At 71.6% G+C, this 25,858-nt stretch carries 20 protein-coding genes and 1 pseudogene; 14 read left to right on the top strand and 7 right to left on the bottom strand.

Annotation, left to right across the window (positions count from 1 at the left end; all coding sequences use genetic code 11):
• Positions 1-45: 45 nt before the first annotated feature.
• Positions 46-1,281, top strand: a complete 1,236-nt coding sequence (locus tag AC3ET4_RS19180; RefSeq protein WP_431950940.1) for a transglycosylase family protein — start codon at positions 46-48, stop codon at positions 1,279-1,281.
• A 402-nt stretch (positions 1,282-1,683) separates the two neighbouring features.
• Here AC3ET4_RS19180 and AC3ET4_RS19175 read toward each other — a convergent pair whose 3' ends face one another.
• On the bottom strand, positions 1,684-2,544 hold the full coding sequence (locus AC3ET4_RS19175; RefSeq protein WP_431950938.1) for an SDR family oxidoreductase: 861 nt from the start codon (positions 2,542-2,544) through the stop codon (positions 1,684-1,686).
• Positions 2,545-2,603: 59 nt separating this feature from the next.
• Between AC3ET4_RS19175 and AC3ET4_RS19170 the strand changes: the two genes are divergently transcribed.
• Positions 2,604-3,380 carry a TetR/AcrR family transcriptional regulator gene (locus AC3ET4_RS19170; RefSeq protein ID WP_431950936.1) on the top strand — a complete coding sequence of 259 codons (777 nt, stop codon included), beginning with the start codon at positions 2,604-2,606 and terminating at the stop codon, positions 3,378-3,380.
• A 55-nt stretch (positions 3,381-3,435) separates the two neighbouring features.
• Here the strand turns inward: AC3ET4_RS19170 and AC3ET4_RS19165 are convergent, their stop codons facing one another.
• Positions 3,436-3,876 carry an SRPBCC family protein gene (locus AC3ET4_RS19165; RefSeq protein ID WP_431950934.1) on the bottom strand — a complete coding sequence of 147 codons (441 nt, stop codon included), beginning with the start codon at positions 3,874-3,876 and terminating at the stop codon, positions 3,436-3,438.
• A gap of 47 nt (positions 3,877-3,923) precedes the next feature.
• Positions 3,924-4,949, bottom strand: coding sequence for an ATP-grasp domain-containing protein (locus AC3ET4_RS19160; protein WP_431950932.1), 1,026 nt, complete (start codon positions 4,947-4,949; stop codon positions 3,924-3,926).
• A 323-nt stretch (positions 4,950-5,272) separates the two neighbouring features.
• Between AC3ET4_RS19160 and AC3ET4_RS19155 the strand changes: the two genes are divergently transcribed.
• Positions 5,273-6,304 (top strand): alpha/beta fold hydrolase, encoded by a 1,032-nt coding sequence (locus AC3ET4_RS19155; protein ID WP_431950930.1) that lies wholly within the window; start codon positions 5,273-5,275, stop codon positions 6,302-6,304.
• 182 nt (positions 6,305-6,486) lie between these two features.
• Here the strand turns inward: AC3ET4_RS19155 and AC3ET4_RS19150 are convergent, their stop codons facing one another.
• Both AC3ET4_RS19150 and AC3ET4_RS19145 read right to left on the bottom strand, forming a co-directional pair.
• The gene (locus AC3ET4_RS19150; RefSeq protein WP_431950928.1) at positions 6,487-7,188 is read right to left on the bottom strand and encodes a 4'-phosphopantetheinyl transferase family protein; all 702 of its coding nucleotides are present in this window, start codon (positions 7,186-7,188) and stop codon (positions 6,487-6,489) included.
• On the bottom strand, positions 7,185-7,610 hold the full coding sequence (locus tag AC3ET4_RS19145) for a RidA family protein (RefSeq protein WP_431950978.1): 426 nt from the start codon (positions 7,608-7,610) through the stop codon (positions 7,185-7,187). The genes AC3ET4_RS19150 and AC3ET4_RS19145 overlap by 4 nt, the downstream gene beginning before the upstream one ends.
• A 143-nt stretch (positions 7,611-7,753) precedes the next feature.
• On the opposite strand from AC3ET4_RS19145, the gene AC3ET4_RS19140 reads away from it, so the two are divergent.
• A complete protein-coding gene (locus tag AC3ET4_RS19140) occupies positions 7,754-7,969 on the top strand; it encodes a DUF6296 family protein (protein WP_431950926.1) in 216 nt (71 codons plus the stop codon).
• Between the two features lie 364 nt (positions 7,970-8,333).
• Here the strand turns inward: AC3ET4_RS19140 and AC3ET4_RS19135 are convergent, their stop codons facing one another.
• Positions 8,334-8,963 (bottom strand): alpha-ketoglutarate-dependent dioxygenase AlkB, encoded by a 630-nt coding sequence (locus tag AC3ET4_RS19135; RefSeq protein ID WP_431950924.1) that lies wholly within the window; start codon positions 8,961-8,963, stop codon positions 8,334-8,336.
• A gap of 333 nt (positions 8,964-9,296) precedes the next feature.
• On the opposite strand from AC3ET4_RS19135, the gene AC3ET4_RS19130 reads away from it, so the two are divergent.
• Positions 9,297-11,264 carry a S9 family peptidase gene (locus AC3ET4_RS19130; RefSeq protein ID WP_431950922.1) on the top strand — a complete coding sequence of 656 codons (1,968 nt, stop codon included), beginning with the start codon at positions 9,297-9,299 and terminating at the stop codon, positions 11,262-11,264.
• Positions 11,265-11,276: 12 nt separating this feature from the next.
• Here AC3ET4_RS19130 and AC3ET4_RS19125 read toward each other — a convergent pair whose 3' ends face one another.
• Positions 11,277-11,927 carry a cysteine hydrolase family protein gene (locus AC3ET4_RS19125; protein ID WP_431950920.1) on the bottom strand — a complete coding sequence of 217 codons (651 nt, stop codon included), beginning with the start codon at positions 11,925-11,927 and terminating at the stop codon, positions 11,277-11,279.
• Between the two features lie 566 nt (positions 11,928-12,493).
• On the opposite strand from AC3ET4_RS19125, the gene AC3ET4_RS19120 reads away from it, so the two are divergent.
• From AC3ET4_RS19120 to AC3ET4_RS19080, 9 genes and pseudogenes are all read left to right on the top strand, one after another.
• Positions 12,494-13,768, top strand: coding sequence for a DUF6777 domain-containing protein (locus AC3ET4_RS19120; RefSeq protein WP_431950918.1), 1,275 nt, complete (start codon positions 12,494-12,496; stop codon positions 13,766-13,768).
• Between the two features lie 154 nt (positions 13,769-13,922).
• A complete protein-coding gene (locus AC3ET4_RS19115) occupies positions 13,923-15,992 on the top strand; it encodes an ATP-binding SpoIIE family protein phosphatase (protein ID WP_431950916.1) in 2,070 nt (689 codons plus the stop codon).
• Between the two features lie 9 nt (positions 15,993-16,001).
• The gene (locus AC3ET4_RS19110) at positions 16,002-16,865 is read left to right on the top strand and encodes an alpha/beta fold hydrolase (protein ID WP_431950914.1); all 864 of its coding nucleotides are present in this window, start codon (positions 16,002-16,004) and stop codon (positions 16,863-16,865) included.
• 74 nt (positions 16,866-16,939) lie between these two features.
• A complete protein-coding gene (locus AC3ET4_RS19105; RefSeq protein ID WP_431950912.1) occupies positions 16,940-18,373 on the top strand; it encodes an ATP-binding protein in 1,434 nt (477 codons plus the stop codon).
• Between the two features lie 35 nt (positions 18,374-18,408).
• A complete protein-coding gene (locus tag AC3ET4_RS19100; RefSeq protein ID WP_431950910.1) occupies positions 18,409-19,086 on the top strand; it encodes a DUF429 domain-containing protein in 678 nt (225 codons plus the stop codon).
• 675 nt (positions 19,087-19,761) lie between these two features.
• Positions 19,762-21,762 carry a type I restriction-modification system subunit M gene (locus AC3ET4_RS19095; protein ID WP_431950908.1) on the top strand — a complete coding sequence of 667 codons (2,001 nt, stop codon included), beginning with the start codon at positions 19,762-19,764 and terminating at the stop codon, positions 21,760-21,762.
• Complete coding sequence (locus tag AC3ET4_RS19090; RefSeq protein WP_431950906.1) at positions 21,759-23,111, top strand: restriction endonuclease subunit S domain-containing protein; 1,353 nt, start codon at positions 21,759-21,761, stop codon at positions 23,109-23,111. Before AC3ET4_RS19095 ends, AC3ET4_RS19090 begins: the two co-directional genes overlap by 4 nt.
• Before the next feature lie 318 nt (positions 23,112-23,429).
• The gene (locus AC3ET4_RS19085; RefSeq protein WP_431950904.1) at positions 23,430-24,821 is read left to right on the top strand and encodes a P-loop NTPase family protein; all 1,392 of its coding nucleotides are present in this window, start codon (positions 23,430-23,432) and stop codon (positions 24,819-24,821) included.
• A gap of 99 nt (positions 24,822-24,920) precedes the next feature.
• Positions 24,921-25,814, top strand: a pseudogene (locus AC3ET4_RS19080) (tyrosine-type recombinase/integrase); the annotation flags it as partial.
• Positions 25,815-25,858 lie beyond the last annotated feature (44 nt).

Raw genomic sequence — 25,858 nt, 5'->3', positions numbered from 1 at the left:
TCGTACTTGTACGGCCGTGTGCCCGGAACCGAGAGGCGGTCCCCCATGCCCGTACGCGCCGCGCGCGGTCGCCACCGCAGACCCCAGCCGCCGAGCCGGCTCTCGCCGGTGTCCGTCGCCGTCACCGCCGCCTCGGGCGCGGGGCTCGCGCTGCCCTTCGTCACCGCCCCCGGAGCGGGCGCCGCGACGGCCGGGACGTGGGACAAGGTCGCCGCGTGCGAGAGCAGCGGCACGTGGCACATCAACACCGGCAACGGCTACTACGGCGGGCTGCAGTTCGCCCAGTCGACGTGGAAGGCGTACGGCGGCACGAAGTTCGCCGCACGGGCCGACCTGGCGACGAGATCCGAGCAGATAGCGATAGCAGAACGCGTACTGGAGGCCCAAGGACCCGGGGCCTGGCCGGTGTGCTCGCAGCGGGCCGGGCTCACCCGGGGCGAGGCGGCGTCCCACGCGAAGGACGCCGCGAAGGGGGACGGGAAGAAGACCGGGCAGAAGACCGGGCAGAAGACCGGGACGAAAGCCGGGCAGAAGGCCGCGGCCGAGGGCGAGCGGAGGACGAGGCAGCGCACGGACCGTCACCGCCCGGAAAATCCAGACCGCCCGGGGAAGGCGGACGACTACACGGTCGTCAGCGGAGACACGCTCTCCGGCATCGCCGACGAACGAGGTGTGAACGGCGGCTGGCAGCGGCTCTACGCCGCGAACCGCCACGTCGTCGGAGCCGACCCGGACCTCATCCTGCCGGGGCAGGAACTGTCCGTGCCCGGCACGAAGTCCGCGAAGCCCGTGAACGCGGCGAAGCCGTCGAAGCCCGCCAAGCCGTCGAAGCCCGCGAAGCAGGCGGAGCGGCGCGCCGCACCTGCCTCCGCCGCCCAGGCGTTCGTCGCACCGGTCAGCGGCGGGCTCGGCACCCCCTACCGCCGCAGCGGATCCCACTGGGCCAGCGGCTACCACACCGGCCAGGACTTCACCGTGCCCACCGGCACCTCCGTCAAGGCCGTCGCGGCGGGCACCGTCGTCGAGGCCGGCTGGGGCGGCGCCTACGGCTACCAGGTGGTGATCCGTCACCCGGACGGCATGTACACGCAGTACGGCCATCTGTCCTCACTGACCGTGCGGGCCGGCCAGTTCGTGGCCGCGGGCCGCCAGGTCGGCCGCTCGGGCTCCACGGGCAACACGACCGGCCCGCACCTGCACTTCGAGGTCCGCACCGGCGAGGGGTACGGCTCCGACGTCGACCCGGTCGCCTGGCTGCGGCGGCACGGCGTGCGGCTCTGACCGAACCGTGTCCGGGAGCGCGTGTGGGAGTTCGGCACGCGCTCTCACCCGGCCCGCGGCGGCGAAGGGCATCCAGCCGGTGCCGAGACCGGCCGCGATCCGCTGAGGCCGCGATCAGCGGGGTGGCGGGCCGTGCGGAGCCGCGTTCCGCGGCCCACCGCCTGGACCGGCCCGGCCGCCGTCCCGCTCGGGCACACCTCATGTGGCCCGGAACCGTGGGCGAGTCGGCGCCATAGGCCCCGGATGCGCTTGCTGTCGCGCAGAGAACCGCGACGGCCCCGCGCATGGGCTGACGGCGCCGTCGCCGCCGCGCAGCGCCGCCGCCCGTTCCGGCGGGGCCGGGACGGGCGGCGGCAGGGCGGTGAGCGCTGCGCACGACGGGTGGGCGCGCCCGCGCCGGGACTACTCGGCCCAGGCGCGCTCCAGCAGCGTGCCGAAGTCGGCGGGCTGCCGGCCGAGCAGTTCGGCCAGCGTCGGGTCGAGGGCGGCGAACTCACCGCCCCGCGCCGCCGCGAAGATGCTCAGCAGCAGGTCGGCGATCGGCGCGGGGGCGCCGTGCGCCAGGGTCTGCTCGTGGAACGCGCCGTCCGGGACGACGGTGCGGGTGAAGGGCCGTCCGGCGACCTGGGAGGCGAGCTCGGCGACGGCGTCGAAGTCGAGCGCCGCCGGGCCGGTGAGCGGCGGGGTGGGCCCCTCGAAGCGGCCCTCGTCGGTGAGGATCGCGGCGGTGGCCTCGGCGAGGTCGTCATGACCGGTCCAGGCGACGGGGCCGTCCGCGGGGAGGGCGATGTCGCCGGTGCGGCGGGCGGACTGCAGGAACTGCACGGCGCTGGCGGTGTAGAAGCCGTTGCGCAGCGCGGTCCAGGGCAGGCCGGTGGCGCGCAGCAGGTCCTCGGTTCTGGCGTGGTCGCGGCACGCCGCGAAGCGGGAGTCGTGGGCGGCCCCCATCTGGCTCGTGTAGAGGATGCGGCCGACGCCGGCCTTCACGGCGGCGTCGACGGCGGCGCGGTGCCCGGCCACGCACTCCTCGCCCGTGCGGTCGAGGGAGACCAGGAGCAGTTGTTCGGCGCCCTCGAAGGCGTGCACGAGCGAGGCCGGGTCGTCGAAGTCGCCCTGCCGGACGCGGACGCCGCGGTCGGCGAGGTCCTGGGCCTTGCGGGGGTCGCGGACGCTGACGCCGACGCGCTGGGCGGGGACGCGCTCCAGCAGGCGTTCGACGATGCGGCGGCCGAGCTTTCCGGTGGCTCCGGTAACGATGATCACGGGGCTCTCCCCATCCGGGTATCGATGATATCGACGCGATGGTAACACCGGAAATAACGATGGAACTATTCGTTGGGTATCATCGGTTCATGCCTACCTCAGAGACCCCGGACAACCCACGCCGCCGCATCGTCGAGGCGGCCGTCGAGCTGCTGGAGAGCGGCGGCCCGAGCGCGGTCAGCACCCGCGCGGTCGCCGCCGCGGCGGGCCTGCAGCCCCCGGCGATCTACCGCTTCTTCGGCGACAAGGAGGGACTGCTGGAGGCGGTCGCCGAGCACGGCTACGCGCAGTTCCTGGAGAGCAAGCGCGCGCAGCTCGATCCCGCGCCGGAGGATCCGGTGGAGGAGCTGCGCCGCGGCTGGGACATGGTGGTGGAGTTCGGGATCTCGCGCCCCGAGCTGTTCGCGGTGATGAACCGGGCCACCGGCCGCGGTTCGGACCTCGCGCACCGCGCGGGCCTGGAGATCCTCCGCGGCCGGGTGCGCCGGCTGGCGGCCGGGGGGTGGCTGCGCGTCGACGAGGAGCTGGCCGGGCAGATCATCCGGGCGACCGGCCTCGGCGCGGTCGCCACCTGGAACTCCACCCCGCCGGGACGCCGCGACCCGGCGCTGCTGGCCGTCCTCCGGGAGTCCATGATCGCCGCCGTCACCCGCGCCCAACCGACGGTCCCCGCCGCGGAGTCCGGCCTCGCCTCGGCGGCACGCGCCCTGCGCGCGGCCCTTCCGGAGGGCGAAGACGCCCTCGGCGACGCCGTCGCCCTGAGCGACGGCGAGCGGCTCCTGCTGCGGGAGTGGCTCACCCGCCTCGCAGCGGGTGGCGGCGCGCCGCACGCCTGACCGCGCGGTGGGCGCCGCCCTCGTTCACGTCGGCTCCCGTGACCGATCCACCGGGCTAGTGCTCGCGCTCGACGAAGTCCTTGAAACGTTCGAGGTCGTGACGGACCGTGCGCTCGATCGCGCTGACCTGGGCGAAGCCCTTGGGCCCGCCGAAGGCGTCATGGACTTCGGCGGGGTCGTACTCCATGCGCACCTGGACGCGGCTGTGCTGCTCGTCGATCGGGAGGACCGAGCACGTTCCGGTGATCTCGGCGCCGCCGCGGGTGCGCCAGGTCATCTCGCGGGTGTCGCTGTGCGCCTTGGTGCGGTCGGAGAACTCCGCCTCCAGGGAGCCGCCGCCGGTCCCCGACACGCCGAGCCTGGCCTTGCCGCCCCCGGCGGCGCTCGCCTCCCGGACGCCCTCGACGAACTGCGGGTAGTCGTCCAGGCGATGCAGGTGCTGCCACGCCACCTCGGTCGGAACGTTCAGGTCGATCTGCTCTTCGAGTCTGCTCATGAGCTGCCACCTGCCTTCCTCCTTCCAGCGTGCCCCCTGCCCCGCGCTCACGCCACGCTGGCCTCCTGGACGGCAGCAGTCTCCGGCACCTCGGTCGCCGCTTCCGTCACGGCGACGCGGCCGCCGAGGCGGGGGGCGGTGAGCAGCCCGGCGTCGCCGCGGGTGAGCAGACGGACGGCGGCCCAAGGCAGGTTCACGCCGGTGAAGGCGGTCTGGAAGATCCCGGCGGAGGGGCGCGGATTCGCCTCCAGGAGCACGGGTTCGCCGCCGCGGTGGCGCAGTTGGACGTTGGACAGGTAGGCGAGGCCGAAGTGTTCGACCAGGCGCCGCGCGATGTCCGTGATCCCGGGGTCGTCCAGCAGCCGCCGGTAACGGCCCTCCTTCGCCCGGGGGATGGCGGTCAGCAACCGGCCGCCCGGCGCGGACAGGCAGTCGACGCTGATCTCGGGGCCCTCCAGATACGGCATGACGATCATGCTCGGGACGTGCTCTCCCTCGTCCGCGGCGCGCTTCATCGCCTGGGCGACGGCGTCGACGGAGGCCATGGGGCGGGCGGGGGCGAGCAGGTCGCGGATGCCCATCGGCCGGTCCTCCAGGATGCGGAAGCCGAAGGCCGAGTACTCGCCGGCGGGTTTGATGCACAGCGTCTCGCCGGTCGCCGCGAGTTCGTCCACCGCGGCCCGCAGCCCGTCGGCGTCCCGCACCACCCGCCACGGCGGCACGGGGATGCCGGCGGCGAGCGCCTCCTCGTACGTACGGCGCTTGCTGGTCAGCACCTTCACCGAGGCGGCGGGCGAGCACATCAGCCGGGTGCCCGCGGCGGCGAACGCCTCGGCCCGCCCGGCCAGCGCGGTCAGCCGGCGTGGCGGCACCAGCACGTCGATCCGGTGCCTGCGGCAGAAGTCGAGGGCGAACTCGGCGTAGGCGTCGTCGCCGACGCGGCGGGGCTCGACCTCGGCCACGTCGCACGCGGCCAGGGCCGGCGCCGAGGGGTCGACGTTGGTCCCGTAGACACGGACGTCCACGGAGTCGGGGTTGCCGCGCAGCATCCGCATGACCTGGGTGGAGGCCACCCCCGCGCTGCTGAGCCATATTCGGAGGGCTATCGGACGCTCCCCTCATGCATGGGGCGCGGCAGGAGGGCGTGCGCGAGCGCACACCGTCCGGCCGTCCGGATCGAATGTGAGGCGGATCATATCCGTGTTCGATGACGCCGGTGTTTCACGCCCGCGGTCCGACGCCCGCGGTCCGACGCCCGCGGTCCGACGCCGCGCAGCGCGGGGGGAGCTGTGGACGGCCCGCCGTCACCCGTACGTCCCCCGGGAGCAGGCAGGAGGGCTGTGCCGGGCCAAGGGTGGGAGGCGACAGCAGTCCCTCCTGCCGAAGAGAGAGCAGCATGGCTGAAGCGTCCTCCCCCGGTCCGCAGAACCGGCGCCGCATAGTCAGCGCGGGCGCCCTCGCCGCGGCGCTCGCCGCGACGGGCTTCGCCGCCGGCCCGGCCCTCGCGTCGGCAGTCGGCGACGGCTCCGCCGCCGGCGGGGCCCGGCCGACCGTGGTGCTGGTCCACGGTGCCTTCGCCGACGCGTCGAGCTGGAGCCCGGTCATCGAGCGCCTGGAAGGCGCCGGTTACAAGGTCGTCGCCCCCGCGAACCCGCTGCGCGGGCTCGTCAGCGACTCCCTCTACACGGCCAGTGTGCTCAAGAGCATCGACGGCCCGGTCGTGCTCGCGGGCCACTCCTACGGCGGCGCGGTGATCAGCGCCGCGGCGGCGGGCAACCCGAACGTCAGAGCGCTGGTCTACGTCTCCGCGTTCATGCCCGAGGCGGGGGAGACCCTGCAGGGGCTCCAGGCCCGGTTCGCGCCGAGCGACCTCGGCTCGGCGCAGCGCCTGGTCCCGTACCAGGACGGTTCGGGCAGCGGCACCGACGTCTACATCCGCGACTCCGTCTTCCGGAAGGTCTTCGCCGCCGACCTGCCCGCGGCACGGACCCGGCTGATGGCTGCCGAGCAACGACCCATCGCGCTGCGGGCGTTCACCGACAAGGCGCCCGGCGCGGCGTGGCGGACGATCCCCTCGTGGGCGCTGGTCGCCGCCGACGACCATGCCATCAACCCGGCGCTGGAGCGCTTCCAGGCCAAGCGCGCGGGCTCGCACACCACCGAGGTCGCCTCCTCGCACGTCGCGATGCTCTCCCACCCCGACACCGTCGCCCGGATGATCCGCGAGGCCGCCGACAGCACTGCCTCGGACGCCGCGTCCGGCGGCACCGCCTCCGGCACCGGGGAACGCCCCTCGCTCGCCGACACCGGCCCCCGGGACAAGCTCCTCACCAGCGTGGGCGGCGTCGCGAGCCTCGCCCTCGTGGCCGGCGCGGCCCTCGTCGCGGCGATGCGCCAGTACCGCCAGTACCGCCGCTGCCGTCGCTGAGCGGCAACAGCGGCAACAGCGGCGAAGCGTCCGGCGGCGCGGCGGGGTGCGGCCCACGCCCCGCCGCCGGGGGTTGTACGGGTCCGCGTCCACGCCCGCGCGCACGCCGCGGACCGCGCGGGTCGCCGAGGGCTGCCGCCGTGTCCGCCCCGCGTCCCCGCTCGCCCCGGCCGGCGACGGCCTCAGCCCAGCCGTACGGCGACAGCCGCGCGGTGGCCGTCGCCGACCGCGACATCGGTGAGCGACCAGCCCTTCGGGCCGCCGGCGGGGGCGGGACCGGAGCCCACGTAGTCCTCCGACAGTTCCCTGGCCAAGCCCGTCCCCAGGCCCTTCAGGTACGCCTCCTTGCGTGCCCAGGTCCGTGCGAAGGCCACCCGGCGCTCCTCCAGGGGCAGCACTGCGAGCTCGTCCACCTCGGCCGGGTGCAGCGAACGCCACACGCCGTCCACGGCCTCCCGGCCCGGCAGCGCCTCCACGTCCACTCCCACCGGGCTTGCGGCGAAGGCCAGCAGCGTCATCTCCCGGCAGTGGGAGAGCGAGAAGTGCGGGGCGCCGCCCTCCACCGCGGGCCGGCCGTGCGGGCCGCCGCACATCGGGCACGTCTCCCGGGTCAGCGGCACCGCGCCGGGACGGGTCCCCAGATAGGCCGCCAGCAGCAGGCGCAGCGCCACATGCGCGGTGATGTAGCTGACGCGGTCGCGGTCGAAGTGGAAGGCCGAGGCACGCTCGCGCTCCTGCCGGTCCAGCAGCCCGGGCGCGAGGTGGACGGCGGCGGCCGCGTTCGCCGCCGTGTCCACCAGGCACAGCCGCGGCGGGTCGCCGGGCCCCGGCGGGGTGAGCGGCCGGGCCGCCGCCACGGTGAACCGCTCCGGGACCAGCGTCACGACCCGGCCGCCGCAGTCGTGGGCAGGACCGGGACGATCGCGAACGCCTCGACCTCCACCAGCAGTTCGGGCCGGATGAGCGCGGCCACCTGCACCGCGGAGCTGGCCGGGGGCCGCGAGGTGTCGACGTAGGCGTCGCGCGCCTCGCGGACCGCGGGCAGGAAGGCCGTGTCGGTGACGAAGAAGGTCAACTTGACCACGTCGCCCCAGCCCGCCCCCGCGGCCGCCAGACAGCGGTCGAGGTTGGCGAAGACCTGGCGCGCCTGCGCCTCGGGGTCGTCCGGCCCGACGATCCCGCCTCGCTCGTCCACCGCGATCTGCCCCGAGACGGCGACGAAGCGGCCCTCGCCCCACACGACGTGGCTGTAGCCCCGGCCCGCGGGAACGCCCTCGGGAGCGGCGACGTGGGTGAGGTGGGACATGCGTTCCCCCTTGATGATCGACACCGCTCCATGCTCCCCCAAGGAGTCGATCCGGCGCCACAGCGGATGTCATGACCGGTGTCATTGGCCACGGATTCTCTGGGCATAAACCGTCATAGGGGCGGAGGCAGGAGGTTCCCCTCATGAGTCACGCCGAAACGTACGAGCTGACTTTCCCCGTCTCCGGCGACACCGTGGTCGTCAAGCGCACCGAGCGCAAGGGAGCCGGAGGGCATCCGGTGTACAGCGACGACACGGGCATCGTCCAGGCGGAGATCAGCGACCGCGGCGAAGTCCGCATGCTGGCGACGGGCGGGCATCAGCGCCTCGGCGCCCCCTCGCGCGCGACGCCGCACTGAGCGCCCGGCCGCCGGCGTCCGCGTCCTGGGGCGGCTCGGAATGCCTGGCTCGCAGGCGTGCCCTGCCCACCCCCGTTCGCGGTCCGTGACGGGAAGGGCTGGTTGCGTCACCGTCCCGCAGTCGGGGGTGGTGGGCGCGGCGACGGGCGGGTTTCGCGTTTCCGTTTGCATCCCGAACGTACTGCCTTGTGGTGAGTCGGCCAGCGAACCCGCATCCCGAGGGGAACGTCATGCCCGCTCGATCAGGGACACGCACACGGAGACGGTCGGCGCCGCCACGGCGACCGGGGAAACCGGGGACGACGGCGCGCTGCGTGGGCGGACGCCGCTCATGTGACGACGCGGCCCAGGCCGCGTCGGGGCCTCAGCGGACGCCGCGCGTGCGGAACTGGATGCTGATGCGCGGCCCCACGGCGCGCGCGCTCTTGGGGATCGCGTGCTCCCACGTCCGCTGGCAGGAGCCGCCCATCACCACGAGGTCGCCGTGTCCGAGGGGCAGCCGCATCGCGGCCGCGCCGCCGCCGCGGGGGCGCAGCGCCAGGTCGCGGGGGTCGCCCACGGACAGGATGGCGACCATCGTGTCCTGCGTCGCCGACCGGCCCGTCCGGTCCCCGTGCCAGGCGACGCTGTCCCGGCCGTCCCGGTAGAAGCAGAGCCCCGCGGTGACGAAGGGCTCGCCGAGTTCGTCCGCGTAGTGGGCGTCGAGGGCGGCCCGGGCCTCGTCGAGCACGGGGTGCGGCAGCCGGTCGCCCTCCCCGTAGAAGGCCAGCAGCCGGGGCACGTCGACCTCCCGCTCGTACATCTGCCGCCGCTCGGCCCGCCACGGCACCGAACCGGCCAGTTCCCCGAACAGGGCGTCGGCCCCGTGCAGCCATCCGGGCAGCTGGTCGAGCCACGCCCCGCCGCCGAGCTCCGTCCGCCGCAGGCCGTCCAGCGGACCGAGCAGCAACTCGTCGGTCTGGTCGAAGAGCGATCCTTGGAGCGGTGCCGTCATGCGTCCAGGGTAACGCGTTAATCGAACAGTCGAGCTATTTTCGAGCGGGTTGGGCGGAGAGCCCGGCGAGCCGCTCGGGAGCCGACCCGGCTCGTGGTTGAAGCCGCACGCGGGCTGCCCGCCGATGCCCGCACCGGCGTCCGCACCCGCGTCCGGTGCCGCCGGCGTCCCCGCGCGCGAGCGCGCCCCCGGCAGCCGGAGTCGTCTCGGCAAGGGCACGCCGGCGAGCGCCGCCCGCCGGCGTGCGGCGCGACGCGCGTTCCTCGATCCCGTCCGCCCGCGCCGGGGACCTGGGGCAGGATGGGGCCGCCTACGGAAAGGGCGGCACATCACATGAGCCTTGAACAAGGCGTGTTGGCGGCGCAGAGCGACGTCGTGGCACGAGCGGTCGTGGACAGCGTCATACCGATGTTCCCGGCGGTCTCCCCGGACGGCCGCACGGTCGTCCACACGGCGCGGCCCCTCGCCGTCGCGGACCGCCCGGCCAGTGTCCTGTGGGCGGTGCCCGCCGACGGCGGCGCACCGCCCCGGCAGCTGACCGACGGCACGACCTGGATCGGCGCGCCGCGCTGGGCCCCGGACTCGGCGTCCGTCTTCTTCACCACCGCCGGGCAGCTGCACCGCGTACGCCTCGCCGCCGACGGCGGACCGGACGGCCCCGCCGAGGCCCTCACCACCTGGCCGGGCGGCATCGAGAACCACCTGCCGCTCGCCGACGGCCGCACCGTCGCCCTGATCGCCGCCGGCGAACCGGACGAGGCCGAGGACGGGGGCGACGACGTGATGGTGTGGACCGAGCGGACGGGTCCCGAGCCCTCCGCCCGCCTGCGCCTGCTCGACCTCGACAGCGGCGCCGTCCGCACCGTCGACGCCTTCGGCGACCGGCACGTCGTCGAGGTGGCCGAGCGCCCGGACGGCGGCATGCTGGCCGTCCTCAGCTGGGACTGCGCGGAGGAGGACCCCGGCGCACTGACCGCACGGCTCCATCTCGTCGAGACCGCCGCAGGCGCCGTCCACGACCTCGGCCCCGCCGGGCACGCGGCGCGCTGCCCGGTCTGGTGGCGGGCCGAGGACGGCTGGCACCTCGCCCACCTGGCCACCACCCCGCCCGGGCTGGTCGGCTCCCCGGCCGTCCTGGACCGCGCGGTCCCCGCCGACCCGGGACACCAGGCACCGCCCGAGGCACGCGACCTGACCGCCGGCACGACCGTCTGCCCCAGAGAACTCCTCCAGGTCCAAGACGGCCCGCCCCTGGCCGTCTTCGCCGACGGCCTGGACACCGCGCTGTTCCGGCTGGACCCCGGCGAGCGGCGCTTTTGCCGCCTGCACACCCGCCCCGGCATCGTCCACGCGCTCACCGCGAGCCGCACGGGAGAGACGGTCGCCGTGCTCGCGGGCACCGCGTACGAGCCCAAGAACGTCCACGCCGGACCGCCCGACGGCCCGCTCACCCGGATCAGCGACACCCGCCCCGAGCTCCGCGACATCCCCTGGGGCAGCCAGGAACGCCTCTCCTACAAGGCCTCCGACGGGCTCGCCCTCGACGGCCTGCTCCTCCTGCCGCCCGGCCGCACCCGCGCGGACGGCCCCTTCCCGATGATCACCATCGCGCACGGCGGCCCGTACGGGCGCTACACCGACGAATGGCAGTTCCACATCGACCTGCCCCCCGGCCAGCTCTTCGCCACCGCCGGTTACGCCGTCTTCCTCCCCAACCCCCGCGGCGGGGAGGGCCGCGGCCACGCCTTCGCGGCCACCGCGGTGGACGGAGCCGTCGGCGGCGCCGAATGGACCGACATCACCGAGGGCATCGACCTCCTCGTCGCCCAGGGCGTCGCCGATCCCGACCGCCTCGGCATCGGCGGCTGGAGCCACGGCGGCTACCTGGCCGCCTGGGCCGTCACGCAGACCGACCGCTTCAAGGCCGCGATCGTGGGCGCCGGCATCAGCGACTGGGGCATGCTGGGCGCGACCGGCGAGCAGGGACCCGTCGTCGAGTCGGCGGGCAGCGGCAGCATCGGCTGGGAGGGTCCGGGACCCCACCTCCACGACCGGGTCAGCCCGATCTCGTACGTCTCCCGCATCCGCACCCCGGTCCTGATCCTCCACGGCGAGGAGGACACCAATGTGCCCGTCTCCCAGGGCCGTTTCCTCCACCGCGCCCTGCGCCACCACGGCGTCCCGCACGAGTTCGCCGTCTACCCCGGCGAGGGCCACGGCATCAGCGGACGCGGCCACCTGCTGGACCTGCTGCGCCGCAGCCTGGCCTGGTACGACCGCTGGCTCACCCCGCAGCCCTGACGTCAGGCGTCGCTACCGCCCTGCCCCGTACTCCTCGGCGCAGGGCGGCAGCACGGTGAGGAACTCCTCCGTGGTGAGGACGGCGTGCGCGTAGGCCGGCGCGTTGACGTCGAAGGTCGCCTCCATCTCCGCCGTGCTGAAGGCGGCGATCGCGTCCCGCACCAAGGTGACGTGGTAGCCGAGTTCCTGCCCGAAGCGCGCCGTGGTGTCGACGCAGGTGTTGGCGCGCATGCCGGTCAGCACGATGCGCGACACCCGGTGCTGCTTCAGCTGGAAGTCGAGGTCCGTATTGGCGAAACCGCTGGACGACCAGTGCTCGTGCACCAGGATCTCGCCGTCTACCGGCTGGAAGTCCGGATGGAACTCGCCGCCCCAGGAGCCCAGCGCGAAGACCTGCTGCTCGACGGCCGCCTCCTGGGCGGGGGAGAGGTGTTCCCACGCCGCGTAGTCCCCGGGGGCCGTACGGCGGTGTGCGACGAAGAACGTCCGGATGCCCCGGGCACGGGTGGCCGCGAGCACCTGCCGCATGTGGTCGAGCAGCCCCACCTGCTCGGCCACCGCCTTCGCGCGGGGCCAGAGCTTCCCGCCCTCGGACAGGAGGTCGTTGTACGGGTCGATCAGCAACAGGCCGGTGTTCGCGCTGCTGTATCCCACTGCTTCCATGCACCGATTCTCGTCCCGGATCCGCGGAGCCACCTGCGCAGCAGGTCAGCGCCGGTGCGGACGTCCCGCTGCGAAAGGACGGGGACCTGCGCCGCGGCGCAGGTCCCCGGTTCGCTGGTCGAAAGCAGGCGCTTCGCGGATGCCGCACTCCCGAAATGCCCGTGAACCATCGGCCCTTCCGAATTCCCGCAGCCGATTCACTCTCCAGGTGAGGCCGCACATAATGGGTGGGAGGGCGTACGGGAATCCGTCTCCATTCCCGAAGCCCTACCTCTGGGGAGAGTGCCGTGAGTTCCATACCTCCTCCGCCCGAACGCCCCACCGGCCCTCCGGCCGGACCGCTGTCCGGCAGGCCGTCGGGAGAGCACCCGCCGGCGGCACAGGGGCTCCCGCCCCCACCGGCCGCGCCACCCCCGGCCCCGCCGCCACCGGCCGGACCACCGGGGCCACCTGGCCCACCGGACGGCACGGGACACGGCGCCGAACCAGGGGAACCCGGCCGGCACCGCGGACCCCCCTCCCCGTGGTGGCGGACGCGCCGCACCCTCCTCACCGCGGGCACGGCGATGGTCGTCGCGGTCGCCGTGATCTTCGCCTTCTCCTTCCTCGGCGGCACCAAGGGCGGCGGTGAGATCTTCCTGCAGAACGCCTCCGCGGCCGGGCCCGATCCCTTCACACCGTCCACGGCGGGCGAGCCGGGCAAGGCGGTCACCCCCACCATCACCCCCAACGAGTCCTCGGCCCCCGGCGGCACCCTCAAGGTCAGCGGCGCGCACCCGGGGCTCTACAGCGGCAAGCAGAACGAGTCCGCCTGCGACGTCGAGAAGCAGATCGCCTACCTCACGGGCGACCCTGAACGCGGCAAGGCCTTCGCCGACACCCTGAAGATCGGGCAGCAGGACATCCCCTCGCACCTGCGCTCGCTGACGCCCGTCCAGCTGAACTGGGACACCCGCGTCACCAGCCACGGCTTCAAGGACGGTGAGGTCACCGAGTACCAGGCCATCCTCCAGGCGGGCACCCCCGTCATGGTGGACGCCCACGGCGTTCCGGTGGTCCGCTGCACCTGCGGCAACCCGATGAGCGCTCCTGACGCCGTGGGCGGCACGCCGACGTACAGCGGCCGGCAGTGGGAGACCTTCCGCGCGGCGGGCCTCGTGGCGGTCGTTCCGTCCGAGAAGCCGATGAAGACGCTCACGCTCTACGACCAGGACGGCAAGCGCTGGTTCGAGCGGCCCAGCGGCACGGTCGAGGGCAAGAGCGACCACAAGGTCGAGCCTCCAAGGGGCCAGCCCTCCGACTCCGCGGTTCCGGTGCTGCCGGCGCCCTCCACGGGCTCGCAGCTGGAGCCCCCCGGCAAGACGGCGCCGCCGCCGGAGGAGGAGAAGAAGCAGGAGGAGCGGCCCAAGGAGGAGTCGCCGAAGGACGAGCCGCCCAAGAGCGAGCAGAAGTCCCCGGACAAGGACACGCCCAAGGACAAGGAGAAGTCCCCGAGGAGCGAGGAGCCGAAGAAGGACGAGCCCCCCAAGAGCGAGGAGAAGTCCCCGGACAAGGAGAAGTCCCCGGACAAGGAGGAGTCCCCGAAGCAGGAGGAGCCCGCGTCCCCGGACTCGCCGGAACAGCCGCAGAAGCCGTCCTCCGAGCCCCAGAAGCCCGAAGCGCCCCGGCAGCCTGAGCAGCCCCAGCAACCAGAGCAGCAGCAGCCGGAGCAACCCCCCGCCCAGCCCAAGTCCACCGGACCGGGCGGCGACTCGGGCGGCGGCACGGGCGAAAAGCCCCAGCACAAGCAGCCCCCCGCCCACCCCAAGTCCCCCGCCCAGCCGCCTCCCAGGTCGGGCTGACCCCCCGCCACCGACGGCCCCGTCCCACCCGGGACGGGGCCGTCGCGGTCGCCGCCCGCGCCGCTTGCGCCCGCTGACCTGGGAGGCCTCCGCCCGGCGGCGCAGGCGCGGCGTCCCGGCCTGTGGGAGTCTGGAGAACTGGAAGGGAGGCGATATGACTTCCTTGTGGCGGGACGGGCGCGGCGTGTTCTGGCTTCTCGTCCTCTCCCTCGGGCTGATCTCGGTCCTGCAGTTCGAAACCGCCGGCCGCGGCCTCGTACGGTGGTCGGGATACTCGGTGCTGATCCCCCTCGTGGCCGCGGCGCTGCTCTCGTTCCGGCGCACGCTGATCGTGGGCGCGCTGAGCCTGGCGGCCGTCGTCGTCATCTACGGATTCCTGCTCGACGGGCTCTCCGCGGGCGGCCGGGCCGTCGTCGTCTCGGCGGTGGCGGTGTCCTTCGGCGTCAGCCTCGAGGTCTGCAGGCTCCGGCTGGACCGTGAGGAGCGCCTGAAGCGCGTCATGATCGCCCGAGACCGGCTCGCCCTCGTGAGCGACGCCAGCAAACGCATCGGCGGCACCTTGAACGTGGCACGCACCGCCGAGGAACTGGCTGACGTCGCCGTCCCCCAGTTCGCCGACTACGCCGCCGTGGATCTGTTCGACGCCGTCCTGCGGGGCGAGGAACCCCCCAGGGCGCCCATGACGGGTTTCGTTCCGCTGCGCCGCGTCGCACAGCGGTCCGTGCTCGAGGGCTGTCCGGAGAGCGCGCTGAAGACGGGGGAGGGAGAGAACTATCCGCCGGTGGCGCTGCCCGCCCGCTGCCTGGCCGCGGTCCAGCCGGTGCGGGCCCGGCTCCTGGACGGCGACGAGGTGGACGAGTGGCTCGTGCACGACGCGCACCGAAGGGCCCTGGCGCGCGAGTACGGCATCCACTCGGCGATCGCGGTGCCGCTGTGCGCCCGGGGCAGCGCTCTCGGAGCGGCGTTGTTCCTGCGCCACCAGCGGGCCGAGCAGTTCGACGCCGACGACCTGGTCCTCGCCGAGGAGATCGCGACCCGCGCGGCGGTGTGCGTCGACAACGCCCGCCGCTACACCCTCGAGCGGGAGACCTCGCTGACCCTGCAGCACAGCTGCCTGCCGCGGCACCTGCCCGACATCGCGGCGGCGGACGTGGTGAGCCGCTACCTGCCGGCAGGGTCCGGCGTCGGCGTGGGCGGCGACTGGTTCGACGTGATCCCGCTGTCCGGAGCCCGTGTCGCGCTGGTCGTCGGGGACGTGGTCGGCCACGGGCTGCAGGCCTCGGCCACCATGGCCCGGCTGCGCGCCGCCGTGCGCGCCCTCGCGGACATGGACCTGCCGCCCGACGAACTCCTCACCCACCTCGACGACGTCGTGCTCCGGCTCCGCGTCGAGGGCGAGGACGACGGAGCCGGCCCGGGCGCGCCGGGCACCGGCCACAGCGCGGGGGAGGTCGGCGCCACCTGCCTGTACGCGGTCTACGACCCCGTCGCCCACCGGTGCGTGCTCGCCCGCGCCGGGCACATCCCGCCCGCCGTCGTCATGCCCGACCACAGCACCAGGATCATCGACCTTCCGCCCGGCCCTCCCCTGGGCCTCGGCGGCTGGCCGTTCGAGTCGGTCGAGATGGACCTTCCCGAGGGAAGCCTGCTGGCCCTCTACACCGACGGCCTCGTCCGCTCCCACGGCTGCGACCTCGACAGCGGACTGCAGCGGCTGCTGAGCGTGCTCGCACAGCCCGAGGCGTACCTCGACGCCACCTGCGAAGCCGCGGTGAAGGCCATGCGCGACGAGCAGCCCACCGACGACGCGGCGCTGCTCATCGCCCGGACCCATGTCCTGGACGCGGACCACGTCGCCACCTGGAACCTGCCCGCCGACCCCTCGGTGGTCGCGGAGGCCCGCGACCACGTGGCGCGCCAACTCGCCGCCTGGGGCGTGGCTGACGCGGCCTTCACCACCGAGATCGTCGTCAGCGAGCTGGTCACCAACGCCATCCGCTACGCGAGGCCGCCCGTCCGGCTGCGCGTCATCCTGGAGCGCGGCAGCCTGACCTGCGAGGTGTCGGACGGCAGCGACACCTCTCCGCACCTGCGCCGGGCCCGCACCTTCGACGAGGGCGGGCGCGGCCTGTTCATCGTCGCCCAGCTCGCGGAGCGCTGGGGGACCCGCCACGGGCCGGACGGCAAGACGATCTGGGCGGAGCAGATCGTGGAGGCCGCCTGACGGGCGCCCATGCGAGACGGCACGAGGACCGACGTACGCCGCGCCGACGGCGGGGTGACCGCGGTCGAGGTGGTGGGCGAGCCGGACGCGCCCGCGGTGCTGTACTGCCACGGGCTGGCCGATTCCCGGCTGTCCGCGTACGACGTCGCGGGCGCGGCCCGGGCGCTGGGCCTGCGCGTCATCGCCCCGGACCGTCCGGGGACCGGCGGCACCGACGCCCGCCGGCTGCGGCGGGTCGCGGACTGGGCCGAGGAGGCGGCCCTGGTCATGGACGCGTTGGACGTCGGCACGGTGGCGCTGCTCGGCGTCTCGGGCGGCGGGGCGTTCGCGGCGGCCTGCGCGTCCCTGCTGCCCGACCGCGTGCGCGGCCTGCTGCTCGTCGCGCCGCTCGGCCCGCCGTCCTGGACGACCCGGGGGATGACGGGCGGGCAGCGCGTGTCGCTGGCGATCGCCCGGCACGCCCCCGCCTTCGGCGGCTGGTTCCTGGGACGCCTGGCCGTGCCGGCGCGCCGCGCGCCGGGGCTGTTCGTGCGGCTGGCGACCAGTGGCATGCCCGCCGTCGACCGCCGGGCCCTTGCGGGGCCGCAGGCGCGTGCGTCCCTCCTGGCCAACTATGTGCGGGCGTTCGAGCGCGGGAGCGGGGGAGTGGGGCAGGACCTGCGGGTGCTGACCAGGCCGTGGGGCTTCGACCTGCAGTCGGTCGACGTCCCCACCTGGATCCACCACGGGGACGCCGACACCACCGTCCCGCTGGCGCACGCCCGCCGCTTCGCGGAGGCGATCCCGGACGCCCGCCTGCACATCCACCCGGGCGAGGGCCACTTCTCGATCCTCGCGGCCCCGGAACGGATGCTGGCCGACCTTGCCGCATGACCCGCAGCCGAAACGGGCAAGCTAAGTAAGATGCAATCTACGTAACATCGAAACTGCCCTACGAGGGAATGCCCGTGGAGTTCAGAGGAAGGGCGGCCGACCTGGATCTGCTGGCGCGGCAGCTCGGCCAAGTGGTCGACGGCGCAGGCGCCACCCGCGGACGAGCCGTGATCATCACCGGGCGGCGCCGGGTGGGGAAGTCCCGCCTGGTCCAGGAGTTCTGCGACCGGTCCCGGGTGCCGTACGTGGTCTTCCAGGCGACCCGGGGCCGCAACGCGGTGGCCGAGCGGGCGGACTTCACCGCCGCGATCGCCCAGTCCGCCCTGCCGGGTGCTGAGCTGGTGGCCGGACTGCAGGCCGCGGACTGGAACCAGGCCCTGCGCTCACTGGCCGTCGCGGTTCCGGACGACACCCCCAGCATCGCCGTGATCGACGAGGTGCCGTGGCTGGTCGAGCAGGACGCGGAGTTCGAGGGGGCTCTGCAGACCGTCTGGGACCGCCACCTGTCCGCCAAGCCGGTCCTGCTCATCCTGGTCGGCAGCGACATGTCGGTGATGGAGGCGCTGCAGTCGCACGGCCGTCCGTTCTTCGGGCGGGCGACGAAGATGACCGTACGGCCGCTGCACCTGGGCGATGTGCGGGCCATGACCGGGCTCGGTGCGGCGGACGCGGTGGACGCGCTGCTGATCACCGGAGGCTTCCCGGAGATCGTCCAGTCGTGGCGGCCGGGGATGGGAAGGACGGACTTCCTGCGCGAGGCGGTGGCGAATCCGCTGTCCCCTCTGCTGGTGGCGGGCGAGCTGTCGCTGCTGGGGGAGTTCCCCGAGGCCTCGCACTCGCGGGCGGTGCTGGAGGCGGTGGGCAGCGGCGAGCGGACCTTCTCCGCCATCGCGGCAGCGGCCGGGGGGACGAATGCCCTGCCCTCGGGAACGCTGTCCCCGCTGCTGAACACACTGCTGGCCAAGCGGGTGCTCGCGGCCGACCTGCCGCTGTCCGCGAAGGCCGACACCAGGAACAAGCGCTACCGCATCGCCGACCCGTATCTGCGCTTCTGGCTGGCTTTCCTGCGACGGGGGTTTCCGCTCATCGAGCGCGGCCGGGGCGATCTGGCCCTGGAGCGCATCGAGCGGTCCTGGACGACCTGGCGCGGGCGCGCGGTCGAGCCGCTTATCCGGGAGTCGCTGCTGCGGCTGCTGCCCGATGAGCGATGGCCGGGGACAGAGGCCGTCGGCGGCTGGTGGAACCGCCGGAACAACCCCGAGATCGACCTGGTCGGCGCGGACCGCGCACCGGCGGCGGGCGCTGTGTACTTCGTCGGCTCCATCAAGTGGCTGGAGTCCCGGCGGTTCGGCCGGCGCGAGTACGACGCGCTGGCCCGGGACGTACTGGCGGTACCAGGCGCCGGCCCGGACACCCCGCTGGTGGCGGTGTCCCGCAGCGGCGTCGCCGCCGACCTGCCGCTCGCGGCGCACTGGGGGCCCGAGGATCTGGTGCGTGCCTGGCAGTAGGGCGTAAAACCGTAGGAAACGCAGGAGGGGATCGGATGCACGTCCTCGGGGTCGACGCCTGCGGCAAGCAGGGGTGGGTGGGGATCAGGCTCAAGGATGGCGCGTACGCGGGGAGCCTGGTGGATCTCCGGCTCGAGAGGCTGATCGAGCGCGCCGCCGAGGTGGACGCGGTCGCGGTGGACATGGCGTTGGGCCTGGTCGAGAAGGGCTGGCGCGCCGCGGACCGCGCGGCCAGGGCGTTGCTCGGAGCGCGGCGCAGCAGCGTGTTCCCGGTAGCGCCAAGGCTGGTGTGGCAGGAGCAGGACTACGGGGCAGCCGCCGGCCGGTGCCAGGAGCTCACCGGTAACCGGCTGAGCCAGCAGGCGTGGGCGCTGAAACCGAAGCTGCTGGAGGCGCGGGCGTGCTGGCTCGCCGATGAGCGCATCCACGAGGTGCACCCCGAGGTGTCCTTCTCCGCGCTGGCCGGCGGAGTGCCGCCGGCGTACGCCAAGAAGACCTGGCGCGGCCAGAACCAGCGCCGCGCGCTGCTCGCCGAAGCCGGCCTCGTGCTCCCGGACGAACTCGGCGAGGCGGACCGCGTCCCCGTGGACGACGTGCTCGACGCAGCCGCCGCGGCCTGGTCGGCCCACCGGATCGCGCTGGGGGCAGCGAAGCGGCTCCCGGAGGCGCCTGAACGGGATGCGGACGGGCGCGTCGTCGAGATCCGCTACTGACGGAGGAAACAACGCGCCGTGCGAGGGTGGGCCGTGAGCAGCGCAATGTCGATGCGGACGGCAGCAGCCCGCAGGTGCTGGACGAGGCCGAGCGCGTGCTGATCAGAGCCTCGGCGCCACGGACAGTCCCGAGATGCCGACGGACCGCAGAACCGCTGCGTGGGCGGGAGGCGAACGCCCGTGTGCATGGCCCCGCCGGAAGTGGCGCACGCGCCGCACCTCCGCCGACCGCCACTCGCCGCTGTCGTCATACGCGTATTACGATGCTGTTGATCTTCACCACCGACCCGTTGGACATCCAGGCCTACCTGACGGCCCTCGCGCCGACGGACGTCCACGTGGTCGCCATCTGACGACCGAAGCCGCGCTCCGCTCCCTCCAGGGGGTCAACTCGACGGACCGCGTTCAAGGCCGGTGGCGCCTCGCACGAGGGGCCACCGGCAGAATTTGAACCTTCGCACACGGCTCCGGAGGCCCTCTCTGCTTTGCCTATCTCTGCTGGTCGGCAGGCTCGTAAGCTTCGTCCGACCTTCAGCCGTCCGCGCATAGTCCACGATGACCCAGAGCTGGTCGAGCCAGGTCTCGTCGACCTGCTCTCGGGGGGCCTCGTGCGCACGACCTCTTTCGTACGGCAAGATGTGAGCTTGCAGCCGGCGACTCCAAGAAGGGAAACACGTGTCAGTCGTGACGCCCGTGCCCACCCCGTCAGTGACACCGGTCGGGTCCGTCCCGGACGGCAAGGTTGCCGACTTCCTGACCGGGAAGTTCGTCAACGACACGCCCGAAGAGTATGTCCGGCAGAACATTGAGAAGGCCCTCGTCCGGCAGTACAAGTACGCCCCGGCCAACTGCGCCCCGGAGTTCACCATCAGAGTCGGGTCGGCGCGCAAGCGCGTCGACATCGTAGTCTTTGGCAAGGGCGCTGACCACACCCAGGCGAACGCGTACATCTTGGTCGAGACCAAGAAGGCCGACGTCAAGCCGACCCACCGCACTGAGGGCGTCGGTCAGCTCCAGTCGTACATGGCCTCGTGCCTCAACGCCCAGTATGGGATGTGGACGAACGGCACCGACCGGTTCTGCTTCGCCAAGCGTGGCGACGGCAAGGGCGGCTGGACGTTCGAGGAGATCATCGACATCCCCGCATTCGGCCAGACTGAGGCTGACGCCCAACGGCCCAGCCGCAAGGACCTGAAGGTCGCCACGGCCGACAACCTACTGTTCGCGTTCCGGCGCTGCCACAACTACATCGCGGCGCACGAGGGCAAGCAGAAGACTGAGGCGTTCTGGGAGCTGCTCAAGCTGATCTTCACCAAGATCGAGGACGAGCGGGCACCGAAACTGAACTTCTTCGCGACGCCCTCCGAGCGCGGGAGCTCGACGGTCGCATCTGCCGCGAAGAAGCGCATCCAGGGGCTCTTCGAGCAGCGGGTCGTCAAGAAGTACCCGATGATATTTGATGCCAAAGACACCGACATCGACCTCAAGCCCGAGGTCGTCGCGTACGTGGTCACCGAGCTGCAGGGTTACTCTCTGCTGCGGTCACCGGTCGACGTCAAGGGCGTCGCCTACGAGGAGATCGTAGGGTCGAACCTGCGCGGTGACCGAGGGGAATTCTTCACGCCGCGCAACGCCTGCCGCATGGCGGTCACCATGCTCGACCCGCAGCCCGGGGAGCGAATCCTCGACCCGTCCTGCGGCACCGGCGGCTTCCTGATCACCGGGATGAACCACGCGCTCGAGTACATCGAGCGCACGGAGCGCGAGCAGTGGGACGACCCCGCGCAGGGCACCGACTTTGAGCGCGAGGAGCTCTACCGCCGCAGGGACGAGTACTTCCGCCAGTGCGTCTTCGGCGTCGATTTGAACCCCGCGCTCGTCCGTGCCGCGAAGATGAACATGGTCATGAACAACGACGGCTCCGGCGGTCTGTTCCAGGCCAACACCCTCGAGAACCCCCACAAGTGGTCCAGGAACCTGCGCGAGGCCGTGCCCCTGGGTTCGATTGACGTCATCGTGTCCAATCCGCCGTTCGGTGCGAAAATCCCGATTGACGATGAAGACATCCTCTCTCAGTACGACCTCGCGGCCGTGTGGGACCAGGACGAAAATGGCATCTGGTCGATCCGGCTCGACAAGCACGGCAACCGGATCCTGCAGAAGTCCCAGCCGCCGGAGATACTGTTCATCGAGCGCGCACTGCAGCTGCTCGCCCCCGGCACCGGCCGGATGGCGATGGTCATCCCGAACGGCATCCTCAACAACCCGAGCACCGCCTACGTCCGCAACTGGCTTCTGAAGAAGGCCCAAATCCTGGCCGTAGTCGACATGCACCGCGACCTGTTCCAACCGGGCAACGACACGCAGACCTCAATGGTGCTCATGCGCCGCCTTTCGGCCGAGGAGGAGGCTGCGGCGGAGGCCAACGGCCTCGACTATCCTCTGTTCATGGCCGTCGCGGAGAAGATCGGTCACGACAAGCGCGGCAACGTCATCTGGCGGCGGACCGCGGACGGCTCCGACGCGCTGGTCAAGCGGATCGAGACCATCGCCGAGATCGACCAGGAGACCGGCAGCGAAGTTCTCCGCGAGGTAGAGCTGACCGACCGCCAGGTCGACGACGAGCTGCCCGAGGTAGCCGATGCCTACCGGAAGTGGCTGGGGGAGCAGCGATGAAGCTCACTCCCGTCCGCTCCTCCGCCCTCCTCGAGGGAAATCGGCTTGATGCCCGCTACTTCGCCGCGCCCGCCGTACGCATCAAGGTCGTGCTGCAGAACGCGTCCGAGGTGGACCTGCGCGCGGTCGGCGACTACGCCGACGTGCGGGCCCCGTCTAGGTTCAAGCGGGCCTACGCCGCGCCGGGCGAGGAGTACGTGTCCTACCTGCGCCCCTATGACGTGTTCGAGTTCCTGCCGCCCGAGGCCGACCGGCTCTCGCTCACCCGCACGGAGGACCTGGAGGACTACCGGATCCAGGCCGGCGATCTGCTCCAGACATGCTCCGGCCGGAACCTCGGGCCGCTCACCATTGCCGACGACTACCTCGCGCGCTTCGTCCTATCGCACGACATGATCCGAGTGACCATCGCCGATGAGGTGGATCGCTATTACACGCTGGCTGTGCTCCAGTCCCCAACCGGCCAGGCGCTGCTCCGGGGCGACCTCAACGGCTCAGTCATCGACCACATCACCACCGACCAGGTCTCCAACGTCCCGATCCCGTTCATCGACTCGATCCGGGACGAGGTCGCTCGCTTGATGCGCGAGGCGGTTGACACCCGTGGGGCCGCCCGCATTGCGCTGCGCGCTGTCATCGAGAGCATCAACGAGAAGTACCCCAGCGAGCCGGCTAAGCCGTTCCGGGAAGGCTGGACGGTGAAGGCCAGCGGCCTCGGAACCCGGCTCGATGCGGCGTACCACGCTCAGCACGTCGGCGACCTCCGCGACCGCCTCGCGGCCGAGGGTGGGGTCGAGCTTGGCCAGGCGGCCGACATCCTCAAGCCGGGAGGGCGGCTGAAGCTCTACTACGTCGGCCCCGATGAGGGAACGCCGTTCCTGTCAGGCCGGCAGATTTTGCAGCTCGACGTCGTCGGCGCGAAGAACGTCGCCGCTCGATCGGTCGACAAGGGCTCCGGGTACGGCCTAGGGAAGGGGTGGATCACCTTCCAGGCCGACGGTCGGGCTGAAGAATCCCTTGGTTACCCCTCCGTGGTACTGGAGGAGCGGGCCGACTGGTTCGCCTCCGGTCACGTCGGCCGCGCGATCCCGAAGGACAGCGGTCACACCGGCTGGATCTGGACCTCGATGGCCTCGGATATCGTCCAGCAGCAGATCGCTGCGCTGGCCTGCGGGTCAGTCGTCGACGCGCTCTACGAGCCCGACCTCGAGAGGGTCCTGATCCCGCCGCTCGACGCGGTCGACGCGAAGACGGCCCAGGCCGCATGGGACGACCTGTCAGCGTCCGCGAAGAAGAGCGCCGAGGCGGTCAAGCTCGTGGAGGCCACACTTCAGGGCCTCGGGATCTGACGCGCGAGCATCCGTCCGCGCGGAAGAAGCGCTCTCCAGTTCAGTTTCCCTCGGGCGTCCTTGATCTCGCTCGTGGACAGCCCAGACCTGGCCTTCGTCGTCCTGGCGGATGTCGATGTCGTCGGTAGGTGACGGTCGTCACGCGACGCGTGTACTTCCTCAACTGATGTGCGGGGATGAGCACCTGCGCCGGCGTTCGGAGCACCTCCCCTGATCAGGGAAGGAGCGTCGGCGACTGTTCATCTGTCGTCGTCGGTTGCCGTCGGACGGCCCATAGACGGCCCAGCAATGGAGTCCTCCGTCCTCTACACTTCCGCCATGGTGGCTCGCCTTCCCTCACGTTACGAAGACCTTGACCCCGCTTTCCGTGGCCGGTTGCGTCCCGATAGGCCGCTTCTTGAGCAAGTGCAGCGGGCCCACGCCAGTATGCAGATCACGGGCGGCATTCGTTTCCTCCCCATATTTGGCCGAAGCGGGTCAGGGAAGAGTTCGGCAGCCCGTGAATTGGCAACGCACCTACCTGAATGCAAGGTGATCGAACTAACTCGCGCAGCGATCGCATCCGAAGCCACACTACTTGAAGAGCTGCGCGCAGTTGAAGGGTATCGCGACAAGAGTCAGCTCATCATTGCCGTTGTAGACCAATTCGAAGAGCGCGTAGCCGAAAAGACAGCCCTGCCTTCCCAGTTCGTAGAAAGGCTAAGTCTTCTCGATAGGGGAGAATTGCGGCAACGGCCGATCCTCTTTTTGTGGCTGACCACAAGTCGAGAATTTCAAGAAGACCTTGCGAAGGCAACCTCGCGCAACGAGAGAATACTGCTAAGACCAGACTTCGAGCTCGCCGGCCCTTCCAGGGATGACTGGGCGGATATTCTTGAAGAGACATTTGCGTTTCACAATCAAAGTCAGCCCCTAGCCGACTATGAAGTGCTCAAGTCGGACGTTGACGCAATCGCCGACAGAGCGCCGACCATTGGGAAATCCATCGAAATGGTCGGCGACAAGTTGGCCTCATATACGACCCAGCTTCACGATATTTCCCGGTATCAGGTCGTGATGCTCTGGCCAGTAACAGACGGACTGCGGATCACGCGTGTGGCTGGGTTCACCAACGCCCGCGACGGCTATAAGCTCGACTGGAATGCCTTCTACCGGGAATTGAACGAGGACGATCGGCAGACGCTACCCCTATCAGAACTGAACCGCGCCCGCCTCTACTTCGATGTTCGGCTCGTCCCAATCGCCGCAGCAGACCTCCATCCGCTCTGCCGGGACCTCGAAGACCCCAAATTTGAGCCGAGCAGGTCATACTTGGAGCGCTTCGAGAAGTCCCACTTCGCTTCCATCATCGGCGAGAATTGGGACCCTTCCGCTTATAGTCCACTCCGCGAGCGTGAATCGGAGCGTGCCACGAAGGCGCGGGAGTGGTACGAGAGTGTCACAACCAAACCCACTCAGCTCGGAGCGCGCATCGCGCTCTGTTTGCGATCCATCGGATTTGAGGCGAAGTCCGAGCAAGAGGTAAAAACCCCAAGTAGCCGGGTCAGGGCGGATGTGCTCGTGTCACGCCCCAACAGTCAGCAAAACTCGGTGATCGTGGAGTTGAAAGCATTCTCTACCGAAAACACGCGCCCATCGTCAATTAAGGATGCAATTCGAGTCACTCTCAAGCGTCACGCTCAGCTCGCCGGATTCTTGGGCCGCCAGTAAAGCGCGAAAGGTCGGTGTAGCGGCTTTGCACGGGAGCTGCCATGGGGCGAGAGATCGGGGCCCGTACGCTGGCCGCGAATCGGGCTGGCTCCTTGCCTGCCCGCAATAGATCTCGGTGACCCGGTGATCGGCCGTGCCGTGCTCGATTCCCTCAAGCTCAAATTGGACGGTACCGCCGCGGCGGCTGAGACCGTGCGCCGGAAGCGACGGACGCTCGTCAACGCCATGCATTACGCGGTCGACCTGGGCGCGTTTCCAGAGAATCCGCTCTCCGGCGTCCGGTGGCAAAAGCCCAAGGTTTCCAGCGAGGTAGATCCCCGGGTCGTCGCCAACCCTCACCAGGCGCGCGGCCTGCTGTGTGCCGTGTCGTACATCGGCGGCTACCGGCGTGCCCGCGGCCGGCGCCTGGTGGGCCTGTTCGCCGCGATGTACTTCGGGGGCCTGCGTCCGGCCGAAGCGGTCGGCCTCGCCGATACGGACCTCACCTTGCCCGCTACAGGTTGGGGCTCCGCACTGCTGCACCGTACGCGTCCCAGCGTCGGAAAGCAGTGGACCGACTCCGGGGAGAGCCACGACGACCACAGGCTGAAGAACCGGCCGGCTGAGGACGTGCGGCGGGTCCCGATTCCCCCGCACCTGGTAGGCATCTTCCGGGAACACCTCGACACCTTCGGGACCGCCGGCGACGGGCGCCTGTTCTTCAGCGAGGGCGGGGGAGTGGTCTCCTCGTCTTCCTACTACCGGGCCTGGCAGGAGGCTCGGCTACTGGCGCTGCCGCCGGCCGTGGCTGCGTCGCCGCTCGCCCGGCGGCCGTACGACCTGCGGCACTCGGCGCTGTCGACCTGGTTGAACGCGGGCGTGGACGCCACGGAGGTTGCCGAACGGGCGGGCAACAGCGTGGAAGTGCTGCTGAGTCGGTACGCCAAGTGCATCGACGGCCGGCAGGAGGTCGCGAACCGCCGCATCGAGGACCTGTTGCGCGAGTACGAGTGACGCCCCGCGGACTTCTGCGATCCTGGCCCCTGGACATGTCCGGG

The sequence above is a fragment of the Actinacidiphila sp. bgisy167 genome, from assembly GCF_057707665.1.
The sequence above is the reverse complement of the archived record's forward strand: the minus strand, read 5'-3'. Positions and strand labels throughout refer to the sequence as shown.

Coding starts and splice junctions, on each gene's coding strand:
- AC3ET4_RS19180 (WP_431950940.1), top strand. CDS start 46: ATGCCCGTACGCGCCGCGCGCGGTCGCCACCGCAGACCCCAGCCGCCG.
- AC3ET4_RS19120 (WP_431950918.1), top strand. CDS start 12,494: ATGGTCGTCGCGGTCGCCGTGATCTTCGCCTTCTCCTTCCTCGGCGGC.
- AC3ET4_RS19110 (WP_431950914.1), top strand. CDS start 16,002: ATGCGAGACGGCACGAGGACCGACGTACGCCGCGCCGACGGCGGGGTG.
- AC3ET4_RS19145 (WP_431950978.1), bottom strand. CDS start 7,610: ATGTCCCACCTCACCCACGTCGCCGCTCCCGAGGGCGTTCCCGCGGGC.
- AC3ET4_RS19115 (WP_431950916.1), top strand. CDS start 13,923: ATGACTTCCTTGTGGCGGGACGGGCGCGGCGTGTTCTGGCTTCTCGTC.
- AC3ET4_RS19165 (WP_431950934.1), bottom strand. CDS start 3,876: ATGAGCAGACTCGAAGAGCAGATCGACCTGAACGTTCCGACCGAGGTG.
- AC3ET4_RS19090 (WP_431950906.1), top strand. CDS start 21,759: ATGAAGCTCACTCCCGTCCGCTCCTCCGCCCTCCTCGAGGGAAATCGG.
- AC3ET4_RS19135 (WP_431950924.1), bottom strand. CDS start 8,963: ATGACGGCACCGCTCCAAGGATCGCTCTTCGACCAGACCGACGAGTTG.
- AC3ET4_RS19125 (WP_431950920.1), bottom strand. CDS start 11,927: ATGGAAGCAGTGGGATACAGCAGCGCGAACACCGGCCTGTTGCTGATC.
- AC3ET4_RS19170 (WP_431950936.1), top strand. CDS start 2,604: ATGGAACTATTCGTTGGGTATCATCGGTTCATGCCTACCTCAGAGACC.
- AC3ET4_RS19130 (WP_431950922.1), top strand. CDS start 9,297: ATGAGCCTTGAACAAGGCGTGTTGGCGGCGCAGAGCGACGTCGTGGCA.
- AC3ET4_RS19140 (WP_431950926.1), top strand. CDS start 7,754: ATGAGTCACGCCGAAACGTACGAGCTGACTTTCCCCGTCTCCGGCGAC.
- AC3ET4_RS19085 (WP_431950904.1), top strand. CDS start 23,430: ATGGTGGCTCGCCTTCCCTCACGTTACGAAGACCTTGACCCCGCTTTC.
- AC3ET4_RS19155 (WP_431950930.1), top strand. CDS start 5,273: ATGGCTGAAGCGTCCTCCCCCGGTCCGCAGAACCGGCGCCGCATAGTC.
- AC3ET4_RS19100 (WP_431950910.1), top strand. CDS start 18,409: ATGCACGTCCTCGGGGTCGACGCCTGCGGCAAGCAGGGGTGGGTGGGG.